The sequence below is a fragment of the Oceanobacillus jeddahensis genome (assembly GCF_000750635.1).
Classification (GTDB): Bacteria; Bacillota; Bacilli; order Bacillales; family Amphibacillaceae; genus Oceanobacillus; species Oceanobacillus jeddahense.
Map to the genome: position 1 here is coordinate 144,435 of NZ_CCDM010000007.1, position 24,118 is coordinate 168,552.

Here is a 24,118-nt window from a genome sequence, read left to right on the forward strand (position 1 = left end):
CCTCCTTTATTCTAAAATGGATGGCACGCGAATTTGTCCATCTTTTTGATCTGGAGCATTCTTTAATGCTTCCTCTTGCGTAATCCATTTTTTAGGCTCATCTTTACGCATCACATTTTTTAAGTCTAACACATGTGTTGTTGGCTTTACGTTCTCTGTATCTAATTCATTCAGCTGCTCAGCATATTCAATGATTGCACTCAGCTCCGTTGCCATTTGTTCAACAGATTCATCATCAAATTCTAAGCGTGCAAGATTAGCTACATGTTTTACTTGCTCTTTTGAAATCTCTGCCATTCGTTTAACCTCCAAAATTTCAGCATTTATATTTTATAATATGCTACCGCGATAGCACATATATTCCAGCATAAGTTTATCTTTCATTTTTTACATTCATCAAAATAATATTATACCATTTTTGAGATATGTTTGATATTATTATTGCTAGCATTTTTGCTAGCAATTGGAGATTGGTCTGGGCTGTGGCTCCGATTACTCGACCTATTAATATCGCTGCACTTATGATAATAGCAAAATAAACTTACACAAGGCAAGTTTATAACTCCATTTTCGCACTTAATAATAAGCATATATATCTTGTCATTCCAGGATGAGCATGTTCTTCATTACCATCCTTGCTTTTAATTAAATCAGCTTTTTTGAACGAATGACAGCGTATAGCTCCCACTCCAGCCAACCACTCCGCTCTGATAGGATTCTCAAGCAAATGAAAGAAATAACATCCTGTTGATTTGGATGAAATAGTATCTCTACCGCTTGATAACACGATCATTCCTTTATTTCAAATGATTAGTTTAGCAGTTCGAATCAAAACAGCATGGATAGTTAACATCAGGAATAACTTTCATGCACAAAATGAAATCATTGCTGAACATTTTTACCATCCACTACAAAATTCTCTTCTGTCTGATTTACCTTTTATTTGTTCAGCTATTTCACGTATAGAATACCTTAACTAGCGGAGGCGGAACGTTTTGACTCCTGTGGGATCAGCACCATCTGAAGATCCACTTTTGCCAAGTGCTCTTCTTGGCAAAAGTTAGCTGAAGAGCGTGCCCCTAGGAAAGCAAAACGGGCCGCCGCAGCGGTGCCTTACACTTCTCCTTCTCTTCTTTTTTAAAGGAACTACCAACTCTTATTTCTATAGAAATAAAGTTTCTTTTTAATACGCGTAAGTTGAATTTATAACATTTTACATACAAAAAAACCAAGTTATTCTATAATTTTCAATTAACATTATAGAATAACTTGGTTTTAGACACGAAAAAATTTTAAAGCTGAGCGATATGTTTATACATCTGACTTGCTTCTCTATAATATTGAGTAGCATCTTTGTAATTGCTATTGCTTTCATAATGCTTTGCCAATAATTCCGAATAGAGAATATAATTTCCGTAATCTTTTTGTTGTTTTAATAGTGGTAACAAATCATTAATTAATAGTTGTTCAAAATAATTGAACCGTTCCTCTAACAAATAACTATAGCTTCGTAAAATATATTTATATACAATATAGGGCTGCTTATCTTTCAAATCATAAAATTTACTTAACCCATAATCAATATACTCTTCTGCCTCATCATAATAATTCGAATGGTAATATTCGCGTACAAGTAATGCCGCTACTTCTACCTTAATATGAGCAGTCACGTCTGAATTGTTTAAAACCTTTTTATAGTATTCAATAGCTTTTGTTGAATCTCCTTTGGAGGCATACAGATAACCAAGGTTTTGATGAATTGTTTGAATCACAATCTTATTATTGATTGTTTCTGCAAGCTGCAAGCCCAGTTTGAAATTCTTAATTGCTTTGTCATAAAGTTTAATATGGCAATAACAAATTCCTAAAACATTATGAGCACGTGCACAGCGTAAGAAACTGTACTGTTTCATATACATCTCCAGAGCTTCACTTGCATATTCGATTGCCTCCAGGGAATTTCTTAATTTAGAATACGTCATAGAAATAAAGTATTTTAAATCTGCCTCTATTTTTTCATTTAAGCGGTAGCTTTCTGTAATTTTTTCTGCCCTCTTATATAGATACATGGAATGATAATAATTCTTTACCAAAAAGCTATATCGCCCATTATATAGATACCAGTAATACTGCTCTTCTATGCTGAATGTATTCACTGCTTCTTTTAACTGCTTAATTTTATTGGAGGCTAAATCTTTTCTATCAATTAATAAAAAATATTTAATCTTATGAATTTCAAACATAATAAGATGATTCGAATAGTTTTTATCCATCATTACCTGGATGTCTCTATATGCGGCTTCCATTTCTTGCTCATTACTGCTCTCATCTAATATTTCATACCAGTTCCTGCACAGCTCACCAATTTTTTCATCCTGGCTCTGGTCCGTCGTAATACAGAGTCTGTCACACAACTTTTTAATAATATCTTCATTCGGCTCTGTTTTTTGGTTCTCAATCTTAGATAGATAGGATAAAGAAACAATACCCTCCGATAGCTCCCCTAGAGTCATTTTTTGCTTCGTTCGTTGAATTTTAATATATGTCCCAATCGCTATCATATTATCTTTCACCCCGCACTTTTTTAAACTTTTATCATGGAATACCTTTCCACAAACCTTCTATCCAAAAATAAAGAATTTTCTTTTTAGCTTGTCTTACTTATAAACTTTTCATATAGAAAGAAAATTGGTTCGAAAGTTCTTGAAAAGTATTTCCAAATTACTTGTTTTTTTACTTCCCCTGCTAGTATAAATTCTATATCCTCATTGTACCATACTCTACTTTACTCCAATTTGGGAAAATAATTAGAAAAAATGCTGATGATCGCTCTTACTTCCGAAAAATTTTCTCAAAAAAAGAAAACCCACTGCCAATAACTGATAATACAGCTAGTAACAGTAAATTTTCTAATTTTTTAATCATAGATATGAACTTGAATTTCATCTTCCCCTGCATTTCGGTAAAGCAGGCTTTCATTTTTTTGACTAGAAGTAATATTAACCTCTATATCGTAATAGTTAGGAAACATATCCTCAATTAGCCCGTAAACGTACTGGGTAAAACCGATAACTTCTCCTTTGCCGTAAAATTCTATCGGAATATCAATACGTAATTTTTGAAGTTCCTCATCAATATAGAAGCCTTCTCCTACCATCCCAACATAGTTAGGGAAAAAGTCACTTATTTCGTTTGCGAAGTTTGTTACAAGCTCTTGATCATCATAATATTTTTCCTGTCCTTCATCAGAAGGGAAAAGGATATTTTCTTCCTCTACATCTTCCCAGCCATCAATAGAACTGCTTCCGCCAGCTACATTCGTTTGGGCCACAAAATTCCCTGGTACTGGTGAAGATTGCTCTTCTTCCCGATAAATACCAATCATAATAGGAACATCACTTAATTCTTCATCATTTTCACGAATATCACTGACAATATCCTCCGCAATCTCTGTTGCTTGTTCCATCATATCGCTTTCTGAAATTTCTTCATATAGATAAGGCTCCCCAACATCCGTTTGGAATTGATATACAGATTTCATTGCCAAACCTATAGATATACCTTCTAAATGAACATTTCCATCTTCCGTCTGTGTTAAATAATTTTGTTCCAGTACATGTGTTAAATAGCGTGGATTCTCACGGAATGTTTCTTCATCTGCGCCCATATCTACTTCTGGATTTAATTCACTAATCCAATTATAGATACGATCACTATCGAAATATTGTCCTTCTTGGAAATAATAATCTTCCGGGTCGTATACATCCTTTGACAAGCGACGTAGTCCTTCTTCCATTTCGTCAATATCAACACGGTTAGCTACCTGATTTGTAATAACGCCTCTTGCTTCACTTGGCTGATACGGTAAAATCATCCGATAATTTTCCTCAGAAAGTTTATTGCTTGGCACAATGGATGTCTCCGCCTGACCGGTTTCATCCTGAACAACTTCGTCTTCATTAGATGACTGTTGTACACATCCACTTAAAAACAGTGCTATTACAGTAATGGATACTATCCATTTTTTCAAAGCGAATCACTCCTCTCTCTCGGTCGCTTCTTTCAACTCTGTTTCGCTCCATACTTCTATATCCAGTTTTTCTGCTTTTTCCAGCTTTGAACCAGCATCTGCCCCGGCAATAACGATATCAGTTTTTTTACTTACACTGCCAGTCACTGTTCCACCTAACGATTCAATTAGTTCTTTCGCTTCTTTTCTCGTATACTGCTCCATTTTACCAGTCAGTACAATTGTTTTTCCAGAGAATAAGCTATCTGTTGTCATTTCTGATTTCTTCTGACCAGTGTAGCTCATATTGACACCTAACGCTTTTAATTCCTTTAATAGCTGTGTCACTTTCTCTTCTTCAAAGTATCGGACAATGGAATCTGCCATTTTCTCCCCAATTTCTTCAATAGCGACGATTTCATCGAAGTTGGCATTTTGAAGCTGTTCCATTGTTTCAAATTCCATTGCTAACGTTTGTGCTGCTTTTGATCCAATAAAACGGATGCCAAGTCCAAATAACAATCGTTCCAATGAATTTTCTTTAGAAGTTTCTATTGCATTTAAAAGGTTAGTAACAGACTTCTCACCCATCCGTTCTAAATTCAAGAGGTCTTCTTTTTGTAATCGATATAAATCAGCAATCGTATGAACCAAGTCTTCACGGAAAAGCTGAATAATGACTTTTTCTCCTAAACCGTCAATATTCATCGCATTCCTGGACACAAAATGAATTAAACCCTCCATCAATTGGGCTGGACAACTTGGGTTAATACAGCGTAAAGCTACCTCTCCCTCTAAACGGACTAATTCATTGCCACAGTCCGGACACTCCTTAGGCATATGGAATTCTTTCTCTTCTCCAGTCCGCTGTTCAATCAGTGAGCGAACAACCTTTGGAATAATATCTCCAGCTTTCTTAATAACTACCTGATCACCAATCCGTATATCCTGCTCCCGAATTAAATCTTCATTATGCAGAGAGGCCCGCTTCACGGTAGATCCAGCTATTCGAACGGGTTCAAGCATGGCTGTAGGTGTTACTACCCCTGTTCTACCAATGCTTAATTCAATGTCCGTTAATGTCGTTACCACTTCTTCTGCCGGAAATTTATAAGCAATTGCCCAACGTGGACTTTTCGCCGTAAAACCTAGCTCATCCTGGTGATCAAGGCTATCTACTTTGACTACAATACCATCTATTTCATAATTTAAATCCTTGCGATGTTCGGTCCAGTAGGCAACAAAGTCCAGCACTTCTTCAATGCTTTGACACTTTTTCCATTCTTTATTTGTTTTAAAACCCAGATGATGCAAAGCTTCTAAACGCTCACTATGGCTGGTTATCTCACGATTATCCCATTCCCCGACGCCATATAGAAAAATATCTAAATTACGTTTTGCTGCTATTCTTGGATCAAGCTGTCGTAATGAACCAGCGGCTGCATTTCTTGGATTGGCAAAAGGTTCTTCTTCTTTTTCTTCCCGCTCTTCATTTAGGGCTAAAAAGGACTTATGCGGCATAAAGGCTTCCCCACGCACTTCTAAAGTACCGGCTTCTTTGATGCTTAACGGGATACTGCGTATGGTGCGTAAATTAGATGTAATATCTTCACCAATTCTTCCGTCACCACGCGTTGAGCCCAGAACAAATTTACCGTCCTGATATTTTAGGGAAATTGCTAACCCATCTATTTTCAGTTCACATACAAACGTAACTTCGCCGGAAACACCCTCTGATGCCCGTCTGGCAAAGTCTCTTAAATCTTGTTCATTAAACGCATTCCCAAGACTCATCATTGGCGTTTCATGAGCAACCTTGCGGAAAGCATCAAGTGGTTCACCGCCAATACGCTGTGTAGGAGAATCCTCTCTGGCGAATTCAGGATTTTCCTCTTCTAAATTTTCCAGCTCCCGTAACTTCTGATCATATTCGGAATCAGGCACAACCGGGTTGTCCAATACATAATAGGAATAACCATATTGATTCAGGACTTCTACTAAAGAGTCCATACGTTCTTTGATTTCTTGTTTGTTCATGCCACTTTACTCCTTTGTTATTGGGGCAAATTTTGCAAGAAGACGTTTGATACCGGTTGGAGCAGGAAATGCAACATCTAATTCCAGCTTATCTCCTTCTCCCTGCACTCTTACAACCGTACCCGTTCCCCATTTTTTATGGGCTGCTTTATCACCGACGGACCATCCTTCTGATTCTGCACCACTAGATGCAGGTCCTTGCATCTTTTCAGCACGTCTTTTCGGAGGTGTTTCCTGCTTCTGACGTGCCCCAAAACTATTTCGCATATTATCAGCTTTGCCAAATGGAATTTTTTGAGTCGTTTCCATGCCATCCATTAATTCTTCAGGAATTTCATTGATAAAGCGGCTGATTGGATTCATATTGGTACGCCCATATAATGTACGCATTTGTGCATGAGTCAAATAAAGTTCCTGCTCTGCTCTTGTGATGCCTACATAGGCAAGACGCCGTTCTTCTTCCATCTCTTCCTCGTCAAACATGGAACGGCTGTGCGGAAAGACATTCTCTTCCATTCCAATCAGGAAAACAACAGGAAACTCCAATCCTTTTGCTGCATGCAGTGTCATTAAAGTGATTTTTTGGGTTTGGTCAGGATCTTCTTCATCAACACGGTCAATACCCGCAATCAGTGCCAAATCCGTTAAAAAGGCAATTAATGTTTTATCTTCATTTGCTTTTTCAAATTCCTGGGTAACTGTTTTAAACTCTTCTAAGTTCTCCAATCGCGACTGTGCTTCAATCGAGCGTTCATTATTCAGCATTTCTTCATAACCTGTCCGTTCCAATACAGCTTCCACCATATCTGTCGCAGTTAAAAATTCCTGCTGCTGCGTAAGTGTACGAATAAGATTTTGGAACCCAGCCAGTGCATTTGCGGCTTTTTTGGAAACACCTGTGAAATCAACTTCCTTCACAGCTTCATAGAGGGAAATATCATGCTCTGCAGCGTATGCCTGTAAACGTTCAATCGATGTTTTTCCTATTCCTCTTTTCGGTTCATTCACTACACGCTGAAAGCTGATATCATCATCCGGGTTCGTGATTAATCGTAAATAAGCAATCATATCTTTGATTTCTTTGCGGTCGTAGAAACGGGTACCGCCAATCATTTGATAGCTGATAGCGGACTTCACAAATGTATCCTCAATGGCACGCGATTGCGCATTGGTACGATATAAAATCGCAATGTCACCAGGCTGATATTTGCCGCCCCGGGTTAATTGCTGAATGGTATCAGCAATATACAATGCCTCTTCTTGCTCTGTTGCTCCTTTATAATAGGATATCTTTTTACCATCATCATTATCCGTCCAAAGATTTTTCGGCTTCCGTCCTGAGTTATTTCCAATCACTTTGTTCGCTGCCTGTAGAATAGACTTGGAAGAACGATAATTTTGTTCTAATAACACCGTCTTTGTCGAAGGATAATCTTTTTCAAAAGACAAGATATTCGTAATATCAGCCCCTCGCCAACGGTAAATAGACTGGTCTGAATCGCCGACTACACATAAGTTTTGGTATCTTTTGGCAAGCTGCTTCACCAAAAAGTATTGTGCATGGTTCGTATCCTGGTACTCATCGACGTGAATATATTGAAATCGTCTTTGATAATATTCCAATACTTCCGGTACACGATCAAATAAATGGATAGTTTGCATAATCAAATCATCGAAATCTAAGGATTGATTTTTTCGCAGGACCTTCTGATATCCTTCATAAACCTGTGCTACTTGACGGTCATAAAAGTTACCAGCATTTTTCGCAAATTCTTCCTCGGTAATCAATTCATTTTTTGCCGCACTGATTTGTCCCAGCATCGCACGGGGATCAAATTTCTTTGGATCAATATTTAAATTTTTAAGTACTTGCTTTACAACCGATAACTGATCACCACTGTCTAAAATGGAAAAGTTCGAGGAATATCCAATCCGGTCAATATCTCGACGTAAAATCCGGACACACATGGAGTGGAATGTAGAAACCCACATATACTGACCTTGAGGGCCAACTAATTTTGCTACACGCTCTTTCATTTCTCTTGCTGCTTTATTCGTAAAGGTAATCGCTAAAATATTACGTGGAGATACTTCCTTCTCTCCCATCAGATAAGCAATCCGATGTGTTAATACACGCGTTTTCCCGCTGCCTGCCCCTGCCATAATTAAAAGCGGGCCTTCTGTATGTCGTACAGCTTTTTGCTGCTCCGGGTTTAATGTATTTATCATTGCTTCAAGCGTTTGCTCCATCTTACATCTTCCTTCCTAAATGAGCTTATTCTCCTTTAACAGCTGCTACTGTGTTGAGCGCTTGTTTTAAATTCGTATAGATGCTGTTTCCAACAATAATTGCATCCGCATGCTTTTTCATCTCTTTGGCCTGCTCCGATGTCTCAATGCCACCGCCGTAGAAAAGCTTTGTCTCATGAAGCTCTTCCTTTATCTCACGAACAACCTCCGGATCACCATAAGTGCCGCTGTATTCCACATAAAAAATGGGCAGATGAAAAACGTGCTCTGCCATATAAGCATATGCTTTCACATCTTCTGTTTCTGGAAGCTTACAATTTGTATACTGGAAAGCTTTTGCTTCTGGATTTAAAATGCAATAACCTTCAAAGTATACCTCACTATACTCCATCATGTCGATATATTCCTTAATCGCTTTTTGCTGAATATCCATGACATACTTTTTCTCTTTGGAATTCAACACCATCGGAACGAAATAAGTATCAAACCCCGGAGTTAATGCTTCCTCATTAGAAATTTCCAAAACAACTGGTACCATATGTGCTCTGCGAATTCGTGATAATAAATCTAAAACATTGTCTAATGTAATATTGTCTGTACCACCTACAATGATTGCGTCGGTTCCTGACTCACAAACTTTATCTAAATCCTCATCCGAAATTTCCTTTGCCGGATCTAACTTAAACATATGTTTCCATTCATTTATATTCATAATTAGTACTGATCCTCCATTATTACATTCATTCCTTTATTATAACAAAAATCGGCATAAGTTTAGAACGAATAAGGCAAAGATTTTTATGCTCCTTTTTAAATTCTATAGACCACAAAAGGTAACTTTATACTTCCTAAAATGCATAAAAATAAGCATTCACTGTTATATTATGTGAATACTTATTCTTTAAGCGGTTACTCAACTTTCGCATCTTAAAAAGTAACTTCATTTCCATAGAAACAGGAGTGGGTTGCTCCTTCAATAAAAAGAATAGGAGGTGTAGTGTAAAATACCGCTGCGGCGGACCGTTTTGCTTTCCAACGTACAACGGTTTTTGATGGGGCGAGTAACCGCAGTCCTAGGACGCACAAGTGGAGTGGTTGGACGGAGCGGGATTTATACACTATCATTCGTTCAAAAAAAGCTGATTTAACCAAAAGAAAGCACAATAATAAAGATCATGTTCATCCTGAAATTGAAATAACAAGATTTATATGCTTATTCTTAGATGCGAAAGTTGAGGTGGTTATATATCCATTTTACAAATTTCTATTTTACATTCAGTCTTTCTAATACAAGGTTATACCCATCACTTCCATAGTTAATACAGCGTCTTACACGGGAGATAGTGGCGGTAGATGCTTTGGTTTCCTGTTCGATCGCGCTGTATGTTTTTCCTTCTGTCAGCATTTTTGCAACTTGTAACCGTTGTGATAAGGATTGAATCTCCGACATCGTTGCAATATCATCAAAAAATTGATAACACTCTTCACGAGTCTCTAATGATAATATGGCATCAAATAACTGATCAAGCTGCTCTCCTCGTAATTTATCAATTTGCACTTCATTTCCCCCTTATTCTTCCTATCCTCTTTCAACCAGCGTCTAAAAGGAATAGGGTTTGTATTTGATCATAATAAAGCTATGCCAAGATATTACCGCATCGTTGCCGGAATAACAATTTCCCGCTGTTTTACATCAATTAAACCTTGTTGGGTAATGCGGAAGAAAGGCAGATGGATAGCAGATAGAAATAATAAGCTGTAGATGGGATCCTCATAAGCATATCCATGCTCTTTTAATACCTGCTTTATTTCTTTATTCATTCGAATCTGTTCTTTCATTGGGTTCTTTGGCATAACTCCCCCAAGCGGAAGAGGCATTTCAGCTAAAATCTCCCCTTGATTTACTAATACAATAGCTCCTCCAAGCTCTTTCATACGCTCAAAGGCAATACGTAAATCTTTTTTAGAGTTACCGATATGAATAATATCTCCCGTAGCCGAAAAACTGCTGACGATCGCACCTAGCTCTGGGGCAAAACCTCGAATAATTGTATTCACTCGCCATCCTCCATGCTTGTCAATTAATGCGATAAATTGTTCTTTTTTACTCGATGGAATTTTATCCGCACTAACATCTGACACAATTGTATAAGGCTGAATAATAACATCGTTTACTACGTCCATCCCTATTGGGCTGGAAAACTGTAAATCTTCACTTGTTAAGTCCCAGTCAAGCTCTAACGGAGAAATATCATATTCTTCCCAATTAATATAGGCAGGATAAGCAATATCTTTGCTATTTTTCTTAATCCATTCTCCTTTACTTATCACGCTCTCAGGGTGGGGATTTTGTTTATCACTAAGGATGTTTAGATTCGCCACTCGTCCTGGGGCAATACTGCCATACTCCTCTTCCATATTAAAATGTCTGGCAGGGTGATAGCTTGCCATGCGATAAGCAGTTTCTAAAGGCAGTCCATTTTCAATTGCTTTTTCGATACAAATATTAATGATGCCATCTTCCATAAAAGCAGGCGTAGGGCCGTCCATAGTAAAACTCATATTATCAAATTGTGAGACCCCTTTATCAAGAAGCCCTTTGATAATTTCCGGTAAATCTGGACGGATTGGTGAATAACGAAGGCTGACACGATAACCTAGCTCCAGCCTTTTTAAGACATCTTCTGCAGACATCGATTCGTGGTCACTCGAAATACCGAAAAGCTTCATTTTCGTTAATGTCCGGGAGGAAGCTCCAGGCAGGTGGCCTTCAATCGGTTTGCCCAGCTTTTTCATCTCCTGAATCCAGTATAACAGACGATCTCCTCCGGTTAACAAACTTGGCCAGCTCGTAAGTTCCCCGCCTTGAATGACCATGGGATGCTCCGCCCAATCTAATATATCTCTTGTATTAAAAATACGATTATCCTTCAACATGGTTTGACTATCAAACCGATTCCACCAAAATATATTTACAGGTAATTTAGAAAAAGCGTTTATCATAGAGAACGTTTTCTTTTTATTTAACAACAAATGCCAAGTTAAATTATCATTTACAAAGGTCGTTGTTCCTGTTTTTGCAGCATACATCATTGTTTCTTCCGGATTAGCAGCTTGAAAAGGATGAGAATGTGGTTCAATATATCCCGGCACAACAAATTTCCCCTGACAATCATAAAAATTTGTTCCTGTTGTCTCGTCAGGCAAATTTTCACCAACATATACAATTCGGTTCTCATAAATCCAAATGTTTGCTTCCAGCCATTGATTTGTATATACATTTAAATAGGTTGCATTGGTTAAGACAATACTAGGGGCAACCGTCCCATCAATTACATTAATATGTTGTCGTAATTCCCGATTTCTCCATAATGTCATTAAGCAACTCTCCACTATTTGTCATTTATTTTTATTTTATCACAATGTAATACTTTAAAATAGTAAAGTTGATTATTTTAATGGGAATGCAAGTAGAAAAATTGCATCAGCTTGCTCTTTACTTGTATAAAAATCTGCTGTGGTTAAAGTTCCTATGGGGAAGTGGGGAGTCTGACCGAAGTTTCTTTAGCTTTATCTTTTTTCTTATGCTTTCCTATCATGGAAATTGCAAGGGGATACTCCTTTAATCTGACATCAATGATAATCCGATTCCCCACTAAGGTATTTTTAAAAAGGTTACATTTGAGAGTATAAAGGGATTCTAAAAAAGCAAAACATGCTTTCTTAGAATCCCTTTAACGAATGCCGATTTATTTATTTTTACTTAACTGATCCACTGCTAGAATTGCGTTAGCAACATCATCTGCTGTAATTTCACTGGAAAGGTTGTCCATTGTTTCCCCTTCTTGGGTGGCTGCTTCTCCTACTTTTCGTAAATCTTCATAGGATACTTCATCTAAATGCATTTCTTTTAAGGTTGTTGGTAAGCCAAGAGAACGATAGAATGAAATATATTTTTGAATTTCTTCTTCTGGATGCAATTCCAGCACAAGTTGTGTTAATGTTCCATATGCCACCTTTTCCCCGTGAGTCAAATGATGAATATCTCCATCAAGTACTGTAAATCCATTATGAATAGCATGAGCAGCGGCCAGCCCGCCACTCTCGAAACCAAGTCCGGATAAAAGCGTATTTGCTTCCACTACTGCTTCTACCTGCTTAGTCACCAGACCTTTTTCTACTGCTTGATAAGCTGGTTTCGCATAAGCAAATAAGGTTTCTTCACACACTTTTGCAATAGCCTGTGCAGCAATACTTGTTTTTCCCCCAGCCATTGCATCTCCATTACTTTTAATTGTTGCTCTTGCCTCCACCCATGTAGCCATCGCATCAGCAATTCCTGAAGCAAATAAACGAGGCGGCGCACCGGCAATTATTTTAGTATCTACGAGAACTAATTCTGGATTTTTATTATAGAATTTATAAGATTCAAACACACCTTCATCACTATAAATAACAGATAAAGCACTTGTCGGCGCATCTGTTGATGCAGTAGAAGGAACAATCACAATACTTCTTTCTAATTCGTCTGCAACAGCTTTGGCGGTATCGAGTGTTTTTCCTCCTCCGACACCTATGACAAAGTCAACCTCTTCTTGTTTTCCTTCATCCGCAATACGCTTCACTTCATTTAATGAAGCCTCACCATTAAAAGGAACATAATGGAAAAGCAATTCCTCGGAGCTTAGACTATTTTCAATGATTTCTCCAGTGATGTCCCACACAACATCATCAGATAGAACTAACGATTTCTTGCCAATACTCTTAATGTGTTTACCAAGGTCATTTAAAGCATTTTTTCCTTGGATATATTTTCCCGGTGAAGTAAAAATAATAGTTGACATCTAATCACTCCATTTCTAAGATTTGTCTTTATTATAACATAAAATTTAGGTATTGTGAAATATTTCACAAATAAACACTTTCATCTTAAAACGTTCTCACTTGCTGGATTATGCTATAATTTTATCCATTTTTCCATGCTATTTTGCTCAGATGTAAAATCAATATAGATGATATTATCTTCTCCATGAAGTGCTTTATACATACTAAAAAATAACGGGTTTTTATACGTTCTTCTTTGTAATAATAAATCATACCTGCTAAAAAGAGATTTAAAATGTCATATATATTTGACACTGCATGAAAATGTCATTTATAATATACTTATCATATTTTAAAGGGAGCATTGTCTTGAACAAAATTAAAGCATACAGGTTAAAAATGAATTTAACACAGATGGATTTAGCCAGAAAAGTCGGTGTAGCAAGACAAACTATCAACTTAATTGAAAACAATAAATATAATCCATCTCTATCCTTATGTATCTCTTTAGCAAAGGAACTCGGAACAGATCTGAATAGTTTATTTTGGGAGGAATCCATTAATGAAAAATAAATTACTGACGTCATTTATTGGTGCAATAGATGATCGGGATGAATACCAGCAGCAAGAAATCTATAAAGAATTAGCTTTTTCCGGAATACTTTTATGGTATTTGTCGATGCTCATAATGCTCGTAAGTCTTATCATTGATACAATACATAATACATTTTCCTTTTCTACATCTGCACTTCTTATACTTAATATGATTTATGCAGTTATGCTAACTTCCAGGCTTAGAAAAAAACAGCTGGATAGCACAGATTGCGCTTCGTTGGAAGAATATCAAAAAAAGAAGCAACAGTTGAAAAAATCATCGGCATTTGCTGGCGTTTTCTGGGGATTTTTTATGCTGATTTTGATGCAATATGTATTTCCTTATCTATCCACCGGCGAAATAGATGCTGGCTGGCAACATCTATTGATATGGGGAGCTGCAGGAATATTATTTGGTACGATTGTATACCGTTTTTCCAAATCAAAGCTACAGATTCATTCTTAAAAGATGTAATAAAAATGCAAAGGGTCCATTTTATATCACCCTTTGCATTTTTAAATCTTTATTTAGCTATATCACTCCGGTAAAAGAAATTGCCATTCAGTTCTGCTTTATCCAGCTGCTGATACACTTTTTCAGCAGCCTGAGGCAGCGTTTCGGCACGTGCGCCGACCAGAAGTACTCTGCCCCCGTCATTGACAAGTTTTCCATCTGTCTTTTTTGTTCCGGCATGGATAATATAGGTGTCTTCTGTATCTTCAAATCGTGGAAGCTCATTTCCCTTCTTATACGCTCCTGGATATCCTTCCGATGCAAGCACGACACCGACGCAAGCTTCCTTATGCCATTCTAAATGCGGATCCTTTATCGCCAATACATCCTGCAGGACCTGGACTAAATCATTCTTTAGTAAAGGAAGTACAACCTGCGTTTCCGGATCACCAAAGCGGGTATTAAACTCAATGACTTTGGGTCCATTCTTTGTCATCATTAATCCTGCATAAAGAATTCCGGTAAAGGCTCTGCCTTCTTCCATCATGCCCGCTGCTGTTTTCTCCAAAATTTGTTCTACAGAGAACTGATAATCTGCTGCTGTTAAATCCGGAATCGGCGCAAATGCTCCCATGCCTCCTGTATTGGGACCTTCATCATTATCAAAAGCCCGTTTATGATCCCTTGCTGCCATCATTGGATAGACTTTATCCTCATGGACAAACGCCATTAAAGAGAATTCTGGCCCCTCTAAATACTCTTCAATAACAACGGTGGAGCCGGCCTGATCAAATGTTTTATCCACAAGCATATCATCAATTGCCTGAATAGCTTCCTTCTCTGTCATCGCAACAATAACACCTTTTCCGGCTGCTAAACCATCTGCTTTAATGACAATAGGAGCTCCTGTTTCAGCAATTCTTTTTTTAGCTTCCTCTGCATCCTGAAAAACACCGTAAGAAGCAGTAGGAATCTCATATTTTTTCATAAAATCCTTTGCAAAACTTTTACTTCCTTCAAGCCATGCCGCTTCTTGTGTGGGTGCAAAAACAGCGAGATTTTCCTGTTGAAACCGATTGGTGATTCCGGCATTTAACGGATTCTCAGGGCCAACAACCGTTAAATCAATTGCTGTTTCTTTCGCAAAAGCTGCCAGTTCTTCTATGTTCATTTCATCAATGGGAACACACTCTGCTTCTTCTTCCATGCCGGCATTTCCCGGGGCGACATAAATCTTGTCTAACTGCGGGTTTTCCTTTAACTTTTTGATGATACTATGCTCTCTGCCGCCGCGTCCTACAACTAATATTTTCATAGCTTCCCCTCCGTTTTCAGGTTTTTCAGACAAAATGATTTTTTATCACGAAGAATGTCCGTAAAACTCCTGCCTCCAAATAAAGCGTAAAAATAAATTTATTTAGGCGGGAGATAACGGACGCTAACTCCCTGAATCAACTCAACTAAGTGCTTTAATCAAGAAGCTCCTGTATAAACAAATGAAAAAATACAGGAGCTTCCACAAATAATTAATGTTTAAAATGACGAACAGCTGTAGTCACCATCGCAATCCCGTAGTGATTACATACATCAATCGAATCTTGATCGCGTTTGGAACCGCCCGGCTGAATAATCGCTGTAACACCGGCTTTAGCTGCTGCTTCTACAGTATCCGGCATTGGGAAGAAGGCATCTGATGCAAGCACAGCTCCTTTTGCTTTGTCTCCTGCCTGCTTGATGGCAATTTCTGCTGCTCCGATCCGGTTCATCTGCCCAGCACCTACTCCAATGGTCTGCGCATCCTTTGCAAGTACGATTGCATTTGATTTCACATGTTTTACAGCTTTCCAAGCGAATAGTAAATCAGCTATTTCTGCTTCGGTCGGCTGTTTTTCTGTTACCACTTCTAAGTCCTCTGCTGTTACTTCTTTAACATCTAAATCTTGAATAAGCACTCCACCATCAACGGTAGTCATTCGTTTTTGGTCTCCCTGCTGAGTCGAAACATCTAATTCCAAGAGACGGATATTTTTCTTCTCCGTTAATAAAGCAAGTGCATCTGCCTCAAAAGAAGGCGCAACGACGATTTCTAGGAAGATAGAAGAAAGCTGTTCCGCTGTCTGTCTATCCACCGGACGGTTACAGGCTACAATACCCCCAAAAATAGAAACAGGATCCGCTTCATACGTACGTCCAAACGCTTCTGCCAATGTTTCCCCAATTCCGATGCCGCATGGATTCATATGCTTGACCGCAACTGCAGCAGGTTCACTATAGTCCCGCAAAATTTCTAATGCTGCATTGGTATCCTGGATATTATTATAAGAAAGCTCCTTGCCATGCAGTTGGTTGGCAGTTGCCAAGGTTGCTGTATGTTGAACAGGTGCTTTGTAAAAAGCTGCCTGCTGATGCGGATTCTCTCCATAACGTAAATCCTGCACTTTTTCATAAGTCACGGTATATGTTTCTGGAAATACTTCTTCTGTCTGTGTTTGGAAATAAGCAGCAATCATCGCGTCATAATGTGCTGTATGACGGAATACTTTCGCTGCTAATTGCTGCCGAAAAGCATAGCTGTCCTCTTCCGTTTCCAGAGCTGCCAGAACAGATGGATAATCAGACGGGTCGGCTACAACAAATACATCTGCAAAGTTTTTCGCTGCCGAACGAAGCATAGAAGGTCCGCCAATATCAATGTTCTCTATAATTTCCTCATGGCTTACTCCTGATTTTTGGACTGTTTCTTTAAACGGATAAAGATTAACTGCAACAAGATCGATTGGAGCAATATGATGCTCCTCCATTTGCGCACGATGATCTTCATTGGTACGTTTTCCTAAAAGACCGCCATGAATCATTGGATGCAATGTTTTCACACGTCCATCAAGCATTTCCGGAAAATTTGTTACTTCTTCTACAGGAATAGCCTGTACACCAGACTCTTTTAGTAAACGGATCGTTCCTCCTGTTGATAAGATTTCAAATCCTTTTTCTTCGAGCCCTTTTGCAAATTCTACGACTCCTGTTTTATCAGATACACTAATAAGCGCACGTTTTTTCATGATAATTCCTCCGTTACATTCTGCATAAGTTGATTGATTATATTCGGATATAAGCGATGCTCCACCGCTTGGATTCTCGTTTTGAGCTGCTCTTCCGTTTCCTCAGGCAGCCTTTCTATTTCTTCTTGTGCAATGATTGGACCGGTATCCATCCCTTCATCTACATAGTGAATCGTTACTCCTGTCTTGGAAACGCCGGCTCTATAGGCTTGGCCAATCGCGTCTTTCCCAGGGAAGTCCGGTAAAAGAGAGGGATGTATATTAACAATCCTGCCCTCATATTGCGAAAGTAAGGTCTCCCCGATAAGCCGCATATAACCGGCTAAGAAAATCCATTCGACTTCTAAAGCTTGCAATTTTTCAGCAATCACTTTTTCATATTCCTGCTTGGAAGCGTACTTTTTTGGTTCTAATACAAGCGTCTCGACACCAATATCTTGAGCCTTTTTGATAACCACTGCTCCCGGCTTATCACAGACAAGCAGCACGATGGAACTTGCAATTTTTTCATCCTGCATCATGGCATCAAAATTACTTCCTGTGCCTGATGCAAACACACTAGCCCGCTGTTTCATGAAGAAATCTGCACCCCTTCACCTGCAATGACCTCTCCAATAACTGCTGCTTCGACCTTGTTCTCCTGCAAAATATCACAGACTTTCTGCGCTTCTTCATTGGATACAGCGACGACCATGCCGATGCCCATATTGAAAACACAGTACATCTCACGTGCATCGATTTCTCCTCGTTTTTGCAAGAATGAAAAAATCTCAGGAACATTCCATGCCCCCTCTTGTACTACTGCTCCAAGACTTTCTGGCAGCATACGCGGGATGTTTTCATCAAACCCACCGCCGGTAATATGTGCAATTCCTTTAATATGTACCTCTTCTTTTATAGCTTGAACCGCTTTTGCATAAATCTTCGTCGGTTCCATCACGGCTTCACTTAGAGGTTTTGATAATCCATCAGGAGTTTCTTCAAAATCCAGGCCTTCAATCAGCTTGCGGACAAGCGAGTAGCCATTGGAATGAATTCCGCTCGAAGCTAAGCCAATCAGCGTATCTCCCTCTGCAATTGTATTTCCTGTAATAATCTCTGCTTTCTCGACGATACCTACCACAAAACCAGCTAAATCATATTCATCTGCATCATACATCCCCGGCATCTCTGCTGTCTCACCGCCGATTAATGCAGCACCAGCTTCCTGACACCCTGCAGCAACACCGGATACAATTGCTTCGATTCGCGCCGGGTCATTTTCTCCGCATGCAATATAATCTAAAAAGAAAAGCGGGTCTCCCCCTTGGGCAACAATATCATTCACACACATCGCTACTAAATCAATTCCTACTGTATCATGCTTGTCCAATTCGATTGCAAGCTTTAATTTGGTACCGACGCCATCTGTCCCAGAAAGCAGAACAGGTTCTTGATAAGAAAAGGAGGATAAATCAAATGCTCCTGCAAAGGAACCTAAAGAGCCCAGCACCTCTTTACGATGTGTTTTTTGAATATGTTTTTTCATTCGTTCTACAGCTTCGTAGCCCTTTTCAACATCTACACCAGCTTTTTTATAAACATCTGACATCTTTTCGCCCTCCAACATGGTTTTGATTCTAGTGTGTATTCAAATAGAACATCCTCTTCTAGCAGTTTGATATGTCCATTTCCTTCTCATCAGCAGGAGCAACTGGATACAACCCTGTCATGCAAGCCATGCAGACACCTTGATTGATCGTTTTATCTTTGACGATGGCATTTTCCAAGCCTTGTTCAGATAGGTAAGCAATACTGTCTGCCCCAATGATTTCCCCAATTTCCTCAATACTATTGTTTGCCCCGATCAGCTCTTCCTTCGTAGACATATCGATTCCATAATAACAAGGATCTGTGATCGGCGGGGAAGCTATGCGTACATGGACCTCACTTGCACCAGCTTCTTTTAACATCTTTACAATTCTTCTGCTGGTTGTTCCGCGAACAATCGAATCGTCGATCATAATAACACGTTTTCCTTCTACGATTCCGCGGACTGGAGATAGCTTCATCTTAACACCAAGCTCTCTCAGCTCCTGGGAGGGCTGGATAAATGTTCTTCCAACGTAACGATTTTTGATAATTCCCATTTCATAAGGCAGCTTACTTTCCTCTGCATAGCCAATGGCAGCTGAAATACTGGAATCGGGCACACCTATCACTAAATCTGCATCAACCGGGGCTTCCTTAGCCAGTTCTTTTCCCATCCGCTTTCGTGATGCATGGACATTGACATAATTTAAATCACTATCCGGTCTGGAAAGATAGACATATTCCATCGCACACATTTGTCTCTTGCCACGCGGAGCAAAGCGGAAGGAAGTAAGACCATCTTGATTGATTTTAATTAACTCCCCCGGCAATATTTCTCTTTCAAAGGTTGCACCGATTTGATCAAAAGCACATGTTTCCGATGCAACGACATACGCTTCTCCTATTCTGCCAATAGAAAGTGGTCTGATTCCGGTTGGGTCCAGTGCAGCATATAGGGTGTCATCCTCTAAAATAAGATAGGCATAAGCACCCTTAACACGGTTGAGCGCTTCTGAGATGGTTGTTTCATTTATCTCTCCGCTCCGTTTCATCAAATGAGCCAGCACTTCTGTATCTGAAGTCGTCTGAAAAATACTTCCCTCTTTTTCAAGCTCTTCCCGTAATGCGGTAGCGTTCATTAAATTCCCATTATGTGCTAACGCCATGCCGCTCGTAAGCGACTGAAAAAGAAGGGGCTGTACATTTTCCAGCCCTTTTCCGCCCTGTGTGGCATACCTTACATGCCCTAAAGCAATTTTCCCGCTTAAATCATCAAATTTCACTTGTTTAAAAACGTCATTAACCAGTCCAAGCTGTTTATAGCCGGTTAACTCCTTATCTTTGCTGACAACAACCCCGGCACCTTCCTGCCCGCGGTGCTGCATCGAATGTAATCCATAATAGGTTAATTCTGCTGCTTTCTCATGTCCCCAAATTCCGAATACGCCGCATTCCTCGTTTATGCCTTTGATTTCAGCAAGCATGGAATAGCTCCTTTCCAAAGTGCTTTTAACGCTGCTGCATCTTCCTGTACCATCTTCTCGTTATTTGCCATGATAGTTAGCTGATTATCTGCTGTTACCTCACCGAGTTTAACTGCATCCGCAAATACATCTTCCAAAGCGGCCTGATGCTCCGGCTTCACAGTAATAAGAAAACGTGATTGGGTTTCACTGAATAACGCAATCGTTGCATCTCCTGCAAGTGTTACTTCTGCACCCAGCGCTTCACTGGAGAATAACGATTCCGCTAAAGCAACTCCTAATCCGCCCTCTGCAAGGTCATGCGCAGATTGGATTTTACCCTGTCTGATTAAAGAGAGCAGTTTTTCTTGACGTTCCGCTTCGACAGTTAAATCCAGATGCGGTGCTTTTCCTTCATATTTTCCATCCTGGATAAATTGCAATTCACTGCCGCCAAATTCATTTTTCGTTTCCCCGATAAGATAAATACTGTCGCCGGCTTTTTGGAAAAAGCTTGGCGTAATATGTGCCGTAGATTCATGCAGTCCAACCATTCCGACAACCGGTGTCGGATAAATCGATTTCCCTTTAGACTGATTATATAAGGAAACATTTCCGCTGATAACCGGCGTTTGCAATGCTTTACAGGCAGCACTCATCCCTTCCACGCTTTTTTCCATTTGCCAGAAAATTTCCGGGTTTGTCGGATTACCGAAATTCAATCCATCTGTAAGACCTAATGGCTTTGCTCCGGAGCAGACAATATTGCGGGCTGCTTCTGCAACAGCAATCTTTCCGCCTTCTTCCGGGTCTAAATAAATGTAGCGGGAATTACAGTCGGTTGTAATTGCCAATGCTTTATCCGTACCCTTGATACGAACGACTGCTGCGTCAGAACCAGGTGTCACAACCGTATTGGTCTGCACCATAGAATCATATTGGTCATAGACCCACTCTTTACTGGCAATCGTCGGGCGCTGCAGTAATTGCTTTAACGTTTCTCCATGATGATCTACCGCTGGTGTTTGAACATCGATTTTCTGAAAAGCTTGATAGTAAGCTGCTTCCTTCGATGGCATATGATATACCGGAGCGTCATCCGCTAAAGAATCGACCGGAATATCTGCCACGACCTCATCGTGATGCTTGATACGGAAGACTTTTTCCTCGATAACCTTTCCGACTGGAACAGATTTCAAACCGTACTTTTCAAAAATAGCGATGATTTCTTGTTCACGGCCAGCTTTCACGCAAAGCAGCATTCGTTCCTGTGATTCAGACAGCATCATTTCATAAGCAGTCATATTTTGCTCACGCTGCGGCACAAGATCTAAGTTCATTTCCAGCCCGGTACCTGCTTTACTCGCCATTTCGCTGGCAGAAGAGGTTAAGCCGGCAGCTCCCATATCCTGCATGCCGACAAGGGCGTCAGAATGAATGACCTCCATACAGGCTTCAATCAGCAATTTTTCCATAAACGGATCTCCAACTTGTACAGCAGGGCGGTCTTTGTTGGAATCTTCTGCTAAATCATCCGAGGCAAAGGTCGCGCCATGAATGCCGTCTCTCCCTGTTGGCGGTCCTGCATACAAAATCGTATTGCCGATTCCCGCAGCAATTCCTTTTTGTACGTCATCATGATTGATCAGTCCCACACACATAGCATTGACAAGCGGATTATCCTCATAGCTGTCATCAAATTGCACCTCTCCGCCGACAGTTGGAACACCGACACAGTTGCCATAACCGGCAATCCCGGCAACAACCTCGGAAAATAGATACTTGGTACGGTTCGTGGTTAACGGACCAAAGCGCAAAGAGTTCATTAACGCAATCGGACGTGCTCCCATGGAGAACACATCACGGATAATACCGCCGACGCCTGTTGCTGCTCCCTGATACGGCTCAACAGCGGAGGGATGATTATGACTTTCCACCTTGAAAACAACTGCCTGCTCGTCGCCAATATCAATGACTCCTGCACCTTCTCCAGGTCCCTGCAAAACATTTGGGCCTTCTGTCGGGAACTTTTTCAGAAGAGGCTTGGATGTTTTATAGCTGCAATGCTCTGACCACATAACAGAAAAGATGCCTGTCTCCGTAAAATTCGGACGACGGCCAAGAATTGTTTTGATTTTCTCAAACTCCTCATCATTTAAACCCATATCCTGATACATTCGATCTTGTTCAATTTTCTCTGGATCCATATTATGCGTTAACTGCATTGCTGCTCCTCCAATTCGCGATCATAGATTGAAATAGCCTTAAGCCGTCTTCACTTCCTAATAAAGCTTCCACTGCCCGTTCCGGATGCGGCATCATCCCCAACACATTACCGGCTTTATTACGGATACCGGCAATATCCTCTACGGAACCATTTGGATTGTTTTTATAGGTGAATACGATTTGATTATTGTCCTTTAATTCCCGTAACGTTTCCTCATCACAGAAATAGTTGCCTTCCCCATGGGCGATTGGAAAACGGACAACCTCGTCTTTATCATACAACGTTGTAAAAACCGTCTCATTATCCTTGGTAACCAATTCCTCCTGATGACACATAAACGAAAGGTTTTTATTGCGCATTAATGCTCCTGGCAGGAGTCCTGCTTCCGTCAATATCTGAAATCCATTGCAAATCCCCAGTACAGGCTTGCCTTTTTCCGCATGCTCTCGAATCTTGTTCATAATATCCGATGTAGATGCCATCGAACCAGACCGTAAATAATCTCCATAAGAAAAACCGCCTGGAATAAGAATGCCATCCACTTCATCTAACAAATGCGTATCTGTATACCAGACAAGGCTTGCTTCAGCACCTGCAACCTCTCCAGCTGCATGGTACATGTCCCTGTCACAATTAGAACCTGGAAAAACAATCACAGCTACCTTCACAATTATCGTGCCTCCTCTAGCTCGATCCGATAATCTTCAATAACCGGATTCGCCAATAATTGCTCACACATCTGAGTTACTCTTTTCTCTAATTCAGGCCCTTCCTCTACTTGAAGTTCAATATATTTTCCGACACGAACATCTTCCACCTCTGGATAATCCAAAGAATGAAGCGACGTTTGAATTGCCTTTCCCTGTGGATCTAATACACCTTGTTTTAATGTAATGTATACCTGCACTTTTTTCATAGCTGCGCCTCCAAGCGATTTAGTATTTCTTCATATACGGTAATTAAATCTCCTGTGCCTTGACGAAAAACATCTTTATCTAATCTTTCATTCGTTTCGATATCCCATAATCTGCACGTATCGGGAGACACCTCATCAGAGAGCAGAATCTCACCATCTTTGTTTCTACCAAATTCCAATTTAAAATCGACCAAACGGACACCAATAGCTGCAAAAATTTCTGTTAATGCCTTGTTCACTTTTCTTGCCTTCTCTTTAATATCTGCTAGTTCTTCTGCTGTGACATCCGTCAGAAAAAGCGCATGCTCATCATTAATCAACGGGTCTCCTAAACTATCATCCTTATAAAATAGTTCTGCCAGCGCAGGCTCAAAAGGCGTTTTCTCCTCGATCCCGAGACGCTTGGTAATGCTGCCTGTCGCAATATTCCGAATTACCACTTCTAACGGAATAATATCTGTTTTCTGAACTATTTGGGTAGTAGGATCCAGCCGCTCGATAAAATGCGACGGGATTCCTTTATTTTCTAATGCTTGGAACAGGAGGGAAGAGATCTCATTATTGAGTCTCCCCTTCCCGGTAAATTGAGCTTTCTTCTCTCCATTAAAAGCTGTTGCATCATTCTTATACGAGAGAATCAAGTGATTTTCATTCGTGTCTGATTGATAAACTTTCTTTGCTTTTCCTTCATACAAAAGCTCAAGTTCCATATA

Annotated in this window: 21 protein-coding genes; 2 read left to right on the forward strand and 19 right to left on the reverse strand. The window is 39.8% G+C overall.

Going from position 1 to position 24,118, the window contains the following annotated elements:
- Positions 1–6: 6 nt before the first annotated feature.
- From gatC to BN986_RS23410, 10 genes are all read right to left on the reverse strand, one after another.
- Positions 7–297 carry an Asp-tRNA(Asn)/Glu-tRNA(Gln) amidotransferase subunit GatC gene (gene gatC, locus BN986_RS23370; protein WP_040984776.1) on the reverse strand — a complete coding sequence of 97 codons (291 nt, stop codon included), beginning with the start codon at positions 295–297 and terminating at the stop codon, positions 7–9.
- 259 nt (positions 298–556) lie between these two features.
- Positions 557–793, reverse strand: a complete 237-nt coding sequence (locus BN986_RS27505; protein WP_211198907.1) for a hypothetical protein — start codon at positions 791–793, stop codon at positions 557–559.
- 499 nt (positions 794–1,292) lie between these two features.
- Positions 1,293–2,573 (reverse strand): helix-turn-helix transcriptional regulator, encoded by a 1,281-nt coding sequence (locus BN986_RS23375; RefSeq protein ID WP_244445080.1) that lies wholly within the window; start codon positions 2,571–2,573, stop codon positions 1,293–1,295.
- Between the two features lie 344 nt (positions 2,574–2,917).
- Positions 2,918–4,030, reverse strand: a complete 1,113-nt coding sequence (locus tag BN986_RS23380; protein WP_040984779.1) for a CamS family sex pheromone protein — start codon at positions 4,028–4,030, stop codon at positions 2,918–2,920.
- Positions 4,031–4,036: 6 nt separating this feature from the next.
- Positions 4,037–6,046 carry an NAD-dependent DNA ligase LigA gene (ligA, locus tag BN986_RS23385; RefSeq protein WP_040984781.1) on the reverse strand — a complete coding sequence of 670 codons (2,010 nt, stop codon included), beginning with the start codon at positions 6,044–6,046 and terminating at the stop codon, positions 4,037–4,039.
- 6 nt (positions 6,047–6,052) lie between these two features.
- Positions 6,053–8,296: a DNA helicase PcrA gene (gene pcrA, locus BN986_RS23390; protein ID WP_040984783.1), complete on the reverse strand. Its 2,244-nt coding sequence runs from the start codon at positions 8,294–8,296 to the stop codon at positions 6,053–6,055.
- A 25-nt stretch (positions 8,297–8,321) separates the two neighbouring features.
- Positions 8,322–9,011, reverse strand: coding sequence for a heptaprenylglyceryl phosphate synthase (gene pcrB / locus BN986_RS23395; protein ID WP_040984784.1), 690 nt, complete (start codon positions 9,009–9,011; stop codon positions 8,322–8,324).
- Between the two features lie 549 nt (positions 9,012–9,560).
- Positions 9,561–9,854 carry a YerC/YecD family TrpR-related protein gene (locus tag BN986_RS23400; protein ID WP_040984786.1) on the reverse strand — a complete coding sequence of 98 codons (294 nt, stop codon included), beginning with the start codon at positions 9,852–9,854 and terminating at the stop codon, positions 9,561–9,563.
- Positions 9,855–9,946: 92 nt separating this feature from the next.
- Positions 9,947–11,674 (reverse strand): adenine deaminase C-terminal domain-containing protein, encoded by a 1,728-nt coding sequence (locus BN986_RS23405; RefSeq protein ID WP_040984788.1) that lies wholly within the window; start codon positions 11,672–11,674, stop codon positions 9,947–9,949.
- Positions 11,675–12,045: 371 nt separating this feature from the next.
- The gene (locus BN986_RS23410) at positions 12,046–13,140 is read right to left on the reverse strand and encodes a glycerol dehydrogenase (protein WP_040984790.1); all 1,095 of its coding nucleotides are present in this window, start codon (positions 13,138–13,140) and stop codon (positions 12,046–12,048) included.
- A 349-nt stretch (positions 13,141–13,489) separates the two neighbouring features.
- Here BN986_RS23410 and BN986_RS23415 point away from each other — a divergent pair, with 349 nt between their 5' ends.
- Both BN986_RS23415 and BN986_RS23420 read left to right on the forward strand, forming a co-directional pair.
- The gene (locus tag BN986_RS23415; RefSeq protein WP_040984792.1) at positions 13,490–13,693 is read left to right on the forward strand and encodes a helix-turn-helix transcriptional regulator; all 204 of its coding nucleotides are present in this window, start codon (positions 13,490–13,492) and stop codon (positions 13,691–13,693) included.
- The gene (locus BN986_RS23420; RefSeq protein WP_040984794.1) at positions 13,683–14,180 is read left to right on the forward strand and encodes a DUF3278 domain-containing protein; all 498 of its coding nucleotides are present in this window, start codon (positions 13,683–13,685) and stop codon (positions 14,178–14,180) included. Before BN986_RS23415 ends, BN986_RS23420 begins: the two co-directional genes overlap by 11 nt.
- A gap of 58 nt (positions 14,181–14,238) precedes the next feature.
- Here the strand turns inward: BN986_RS23420 and purD are convergent, their stop codons facing one another.
- The 9 genes from purD to purC all read right to left on the reverse strand — a co-directional run bounded on the left by purD (position 14,239) and on the right by purC (position 24,115).
- On the reverse strand, positions 14,239–15,483 hold the full coding sequence (purD, locus tag BN986_RS23425; RefSeq protein WP_040984869.1) for a phosphoribosylamine--glycine ligase: 1,245 nt from the start codon (positions 15,481–15,483) through the stop codon (positions 14,239–14,241).
- A gap of 211 nt (positions 15,484–15,694) precedes the next feature.
- Positions 15,695–17,227: a bifunctional phosphoribosylaminoimidazolecarboxamide formyltransferase/IMP cyclohydrolase gene (purH, locus tag BN986_RS23430; protein WP_040984796.1), complete on the reverse strand. Its 1,533-nt coding sequence runs from the start codon at positions 17,225–17,227 to the stop codon at positions 15,695–15,697.
- On the reverse strand, positions 17,224–17,802 hold the full coding sequence (gene purN / locus BN986_RS23435) for a phosphoribosylglycinamide formyltransferase (RefSeq protein ID WP_040984798.1): 579 nt from the start codon (positions 17,800–17,802) through the stop codon (positions 17,224–17,226). Before purN ends, purH begins: the two co-directional genes overlap by 4 nt.
- Positions 17,799–18,818, reverse strand: a complete 1,020-nt coding sequence (purM, locus tag BN986_RS23440) for a phosphoribosylformylglycinamidine cyclo-ligase (protein WP_040984799.1) — start codon at positions 18,816–18,818, stop codon at positions 17,799–17,801. Before purM ends, purN begins: the two co-directional genes overlap by 4 nt.
- 58 nt (positions 18,819–18,876) lie before the next feature.
- A complete protein-coding gene (gene purF / locus BN986_RS23445; RefSeq protein WP_040984801.1) occupies positions 18,877–20,283 on the reverse strand; it encodes an amidophosphoribosyltransferase in 1,407 nt (468 codons plus the stop codon).
- Complete coding sequence (gene purL, locus BN986_RS23450) at positions 20,259–22,487, reverse strand: phosphoribosylformylglycinamidine synthase subunit PurL (RefSeq protein WP_040984803.1); 2,229 nt, start codon at positions 22,485–22,487, stop codon at positions 20,259–20,261. The genes purF and purL overlap by 25 nt, the downstream gene beginning before the upstream one ends.
- Positions 22,471–23,157, reverse strand: coding sequence for a phosphoribosylformylglycinamidine synthase subunit PurQ (gene purQ, locus BN986_RS23455; RefSeq protein ID WP_040984805.1), 687 nt, complete (start codon positions 23,155–23,157; stop codon positions 22,471–22,473). The genes purL and purQ overlap by 17 nt, the downstream gene beginning before the upstream one ends.
- A gap of 2 nt (positions 23,158–23,159) precedes the next feature.
- Entirely contained in the window at positions 23,160–23,405 is a 246-nt protein-coding gene (gene purS, locus BN986_RS23460; protein WP_040984807.1) for a phosphoribosylformylglycinamidine synthase subunit PurS, read from the reverse strand.
- A complete protein-coding gene (purC, locus tag BN986_RS23465) occupies positions 23,402–24,115 on the reverse strand; it encodes a phosphoribosylaminoimidazolesuccinocarboxamide synthase (protein WP_040984812.1) in 714 nt (237 codons plus the stop codon). The genes purS and purC overlap by 4 nt, the downstream gene beginning before the upstream one ends.
- Positions 24,116–24,118 lie beyond the last annotated feature (3 nt).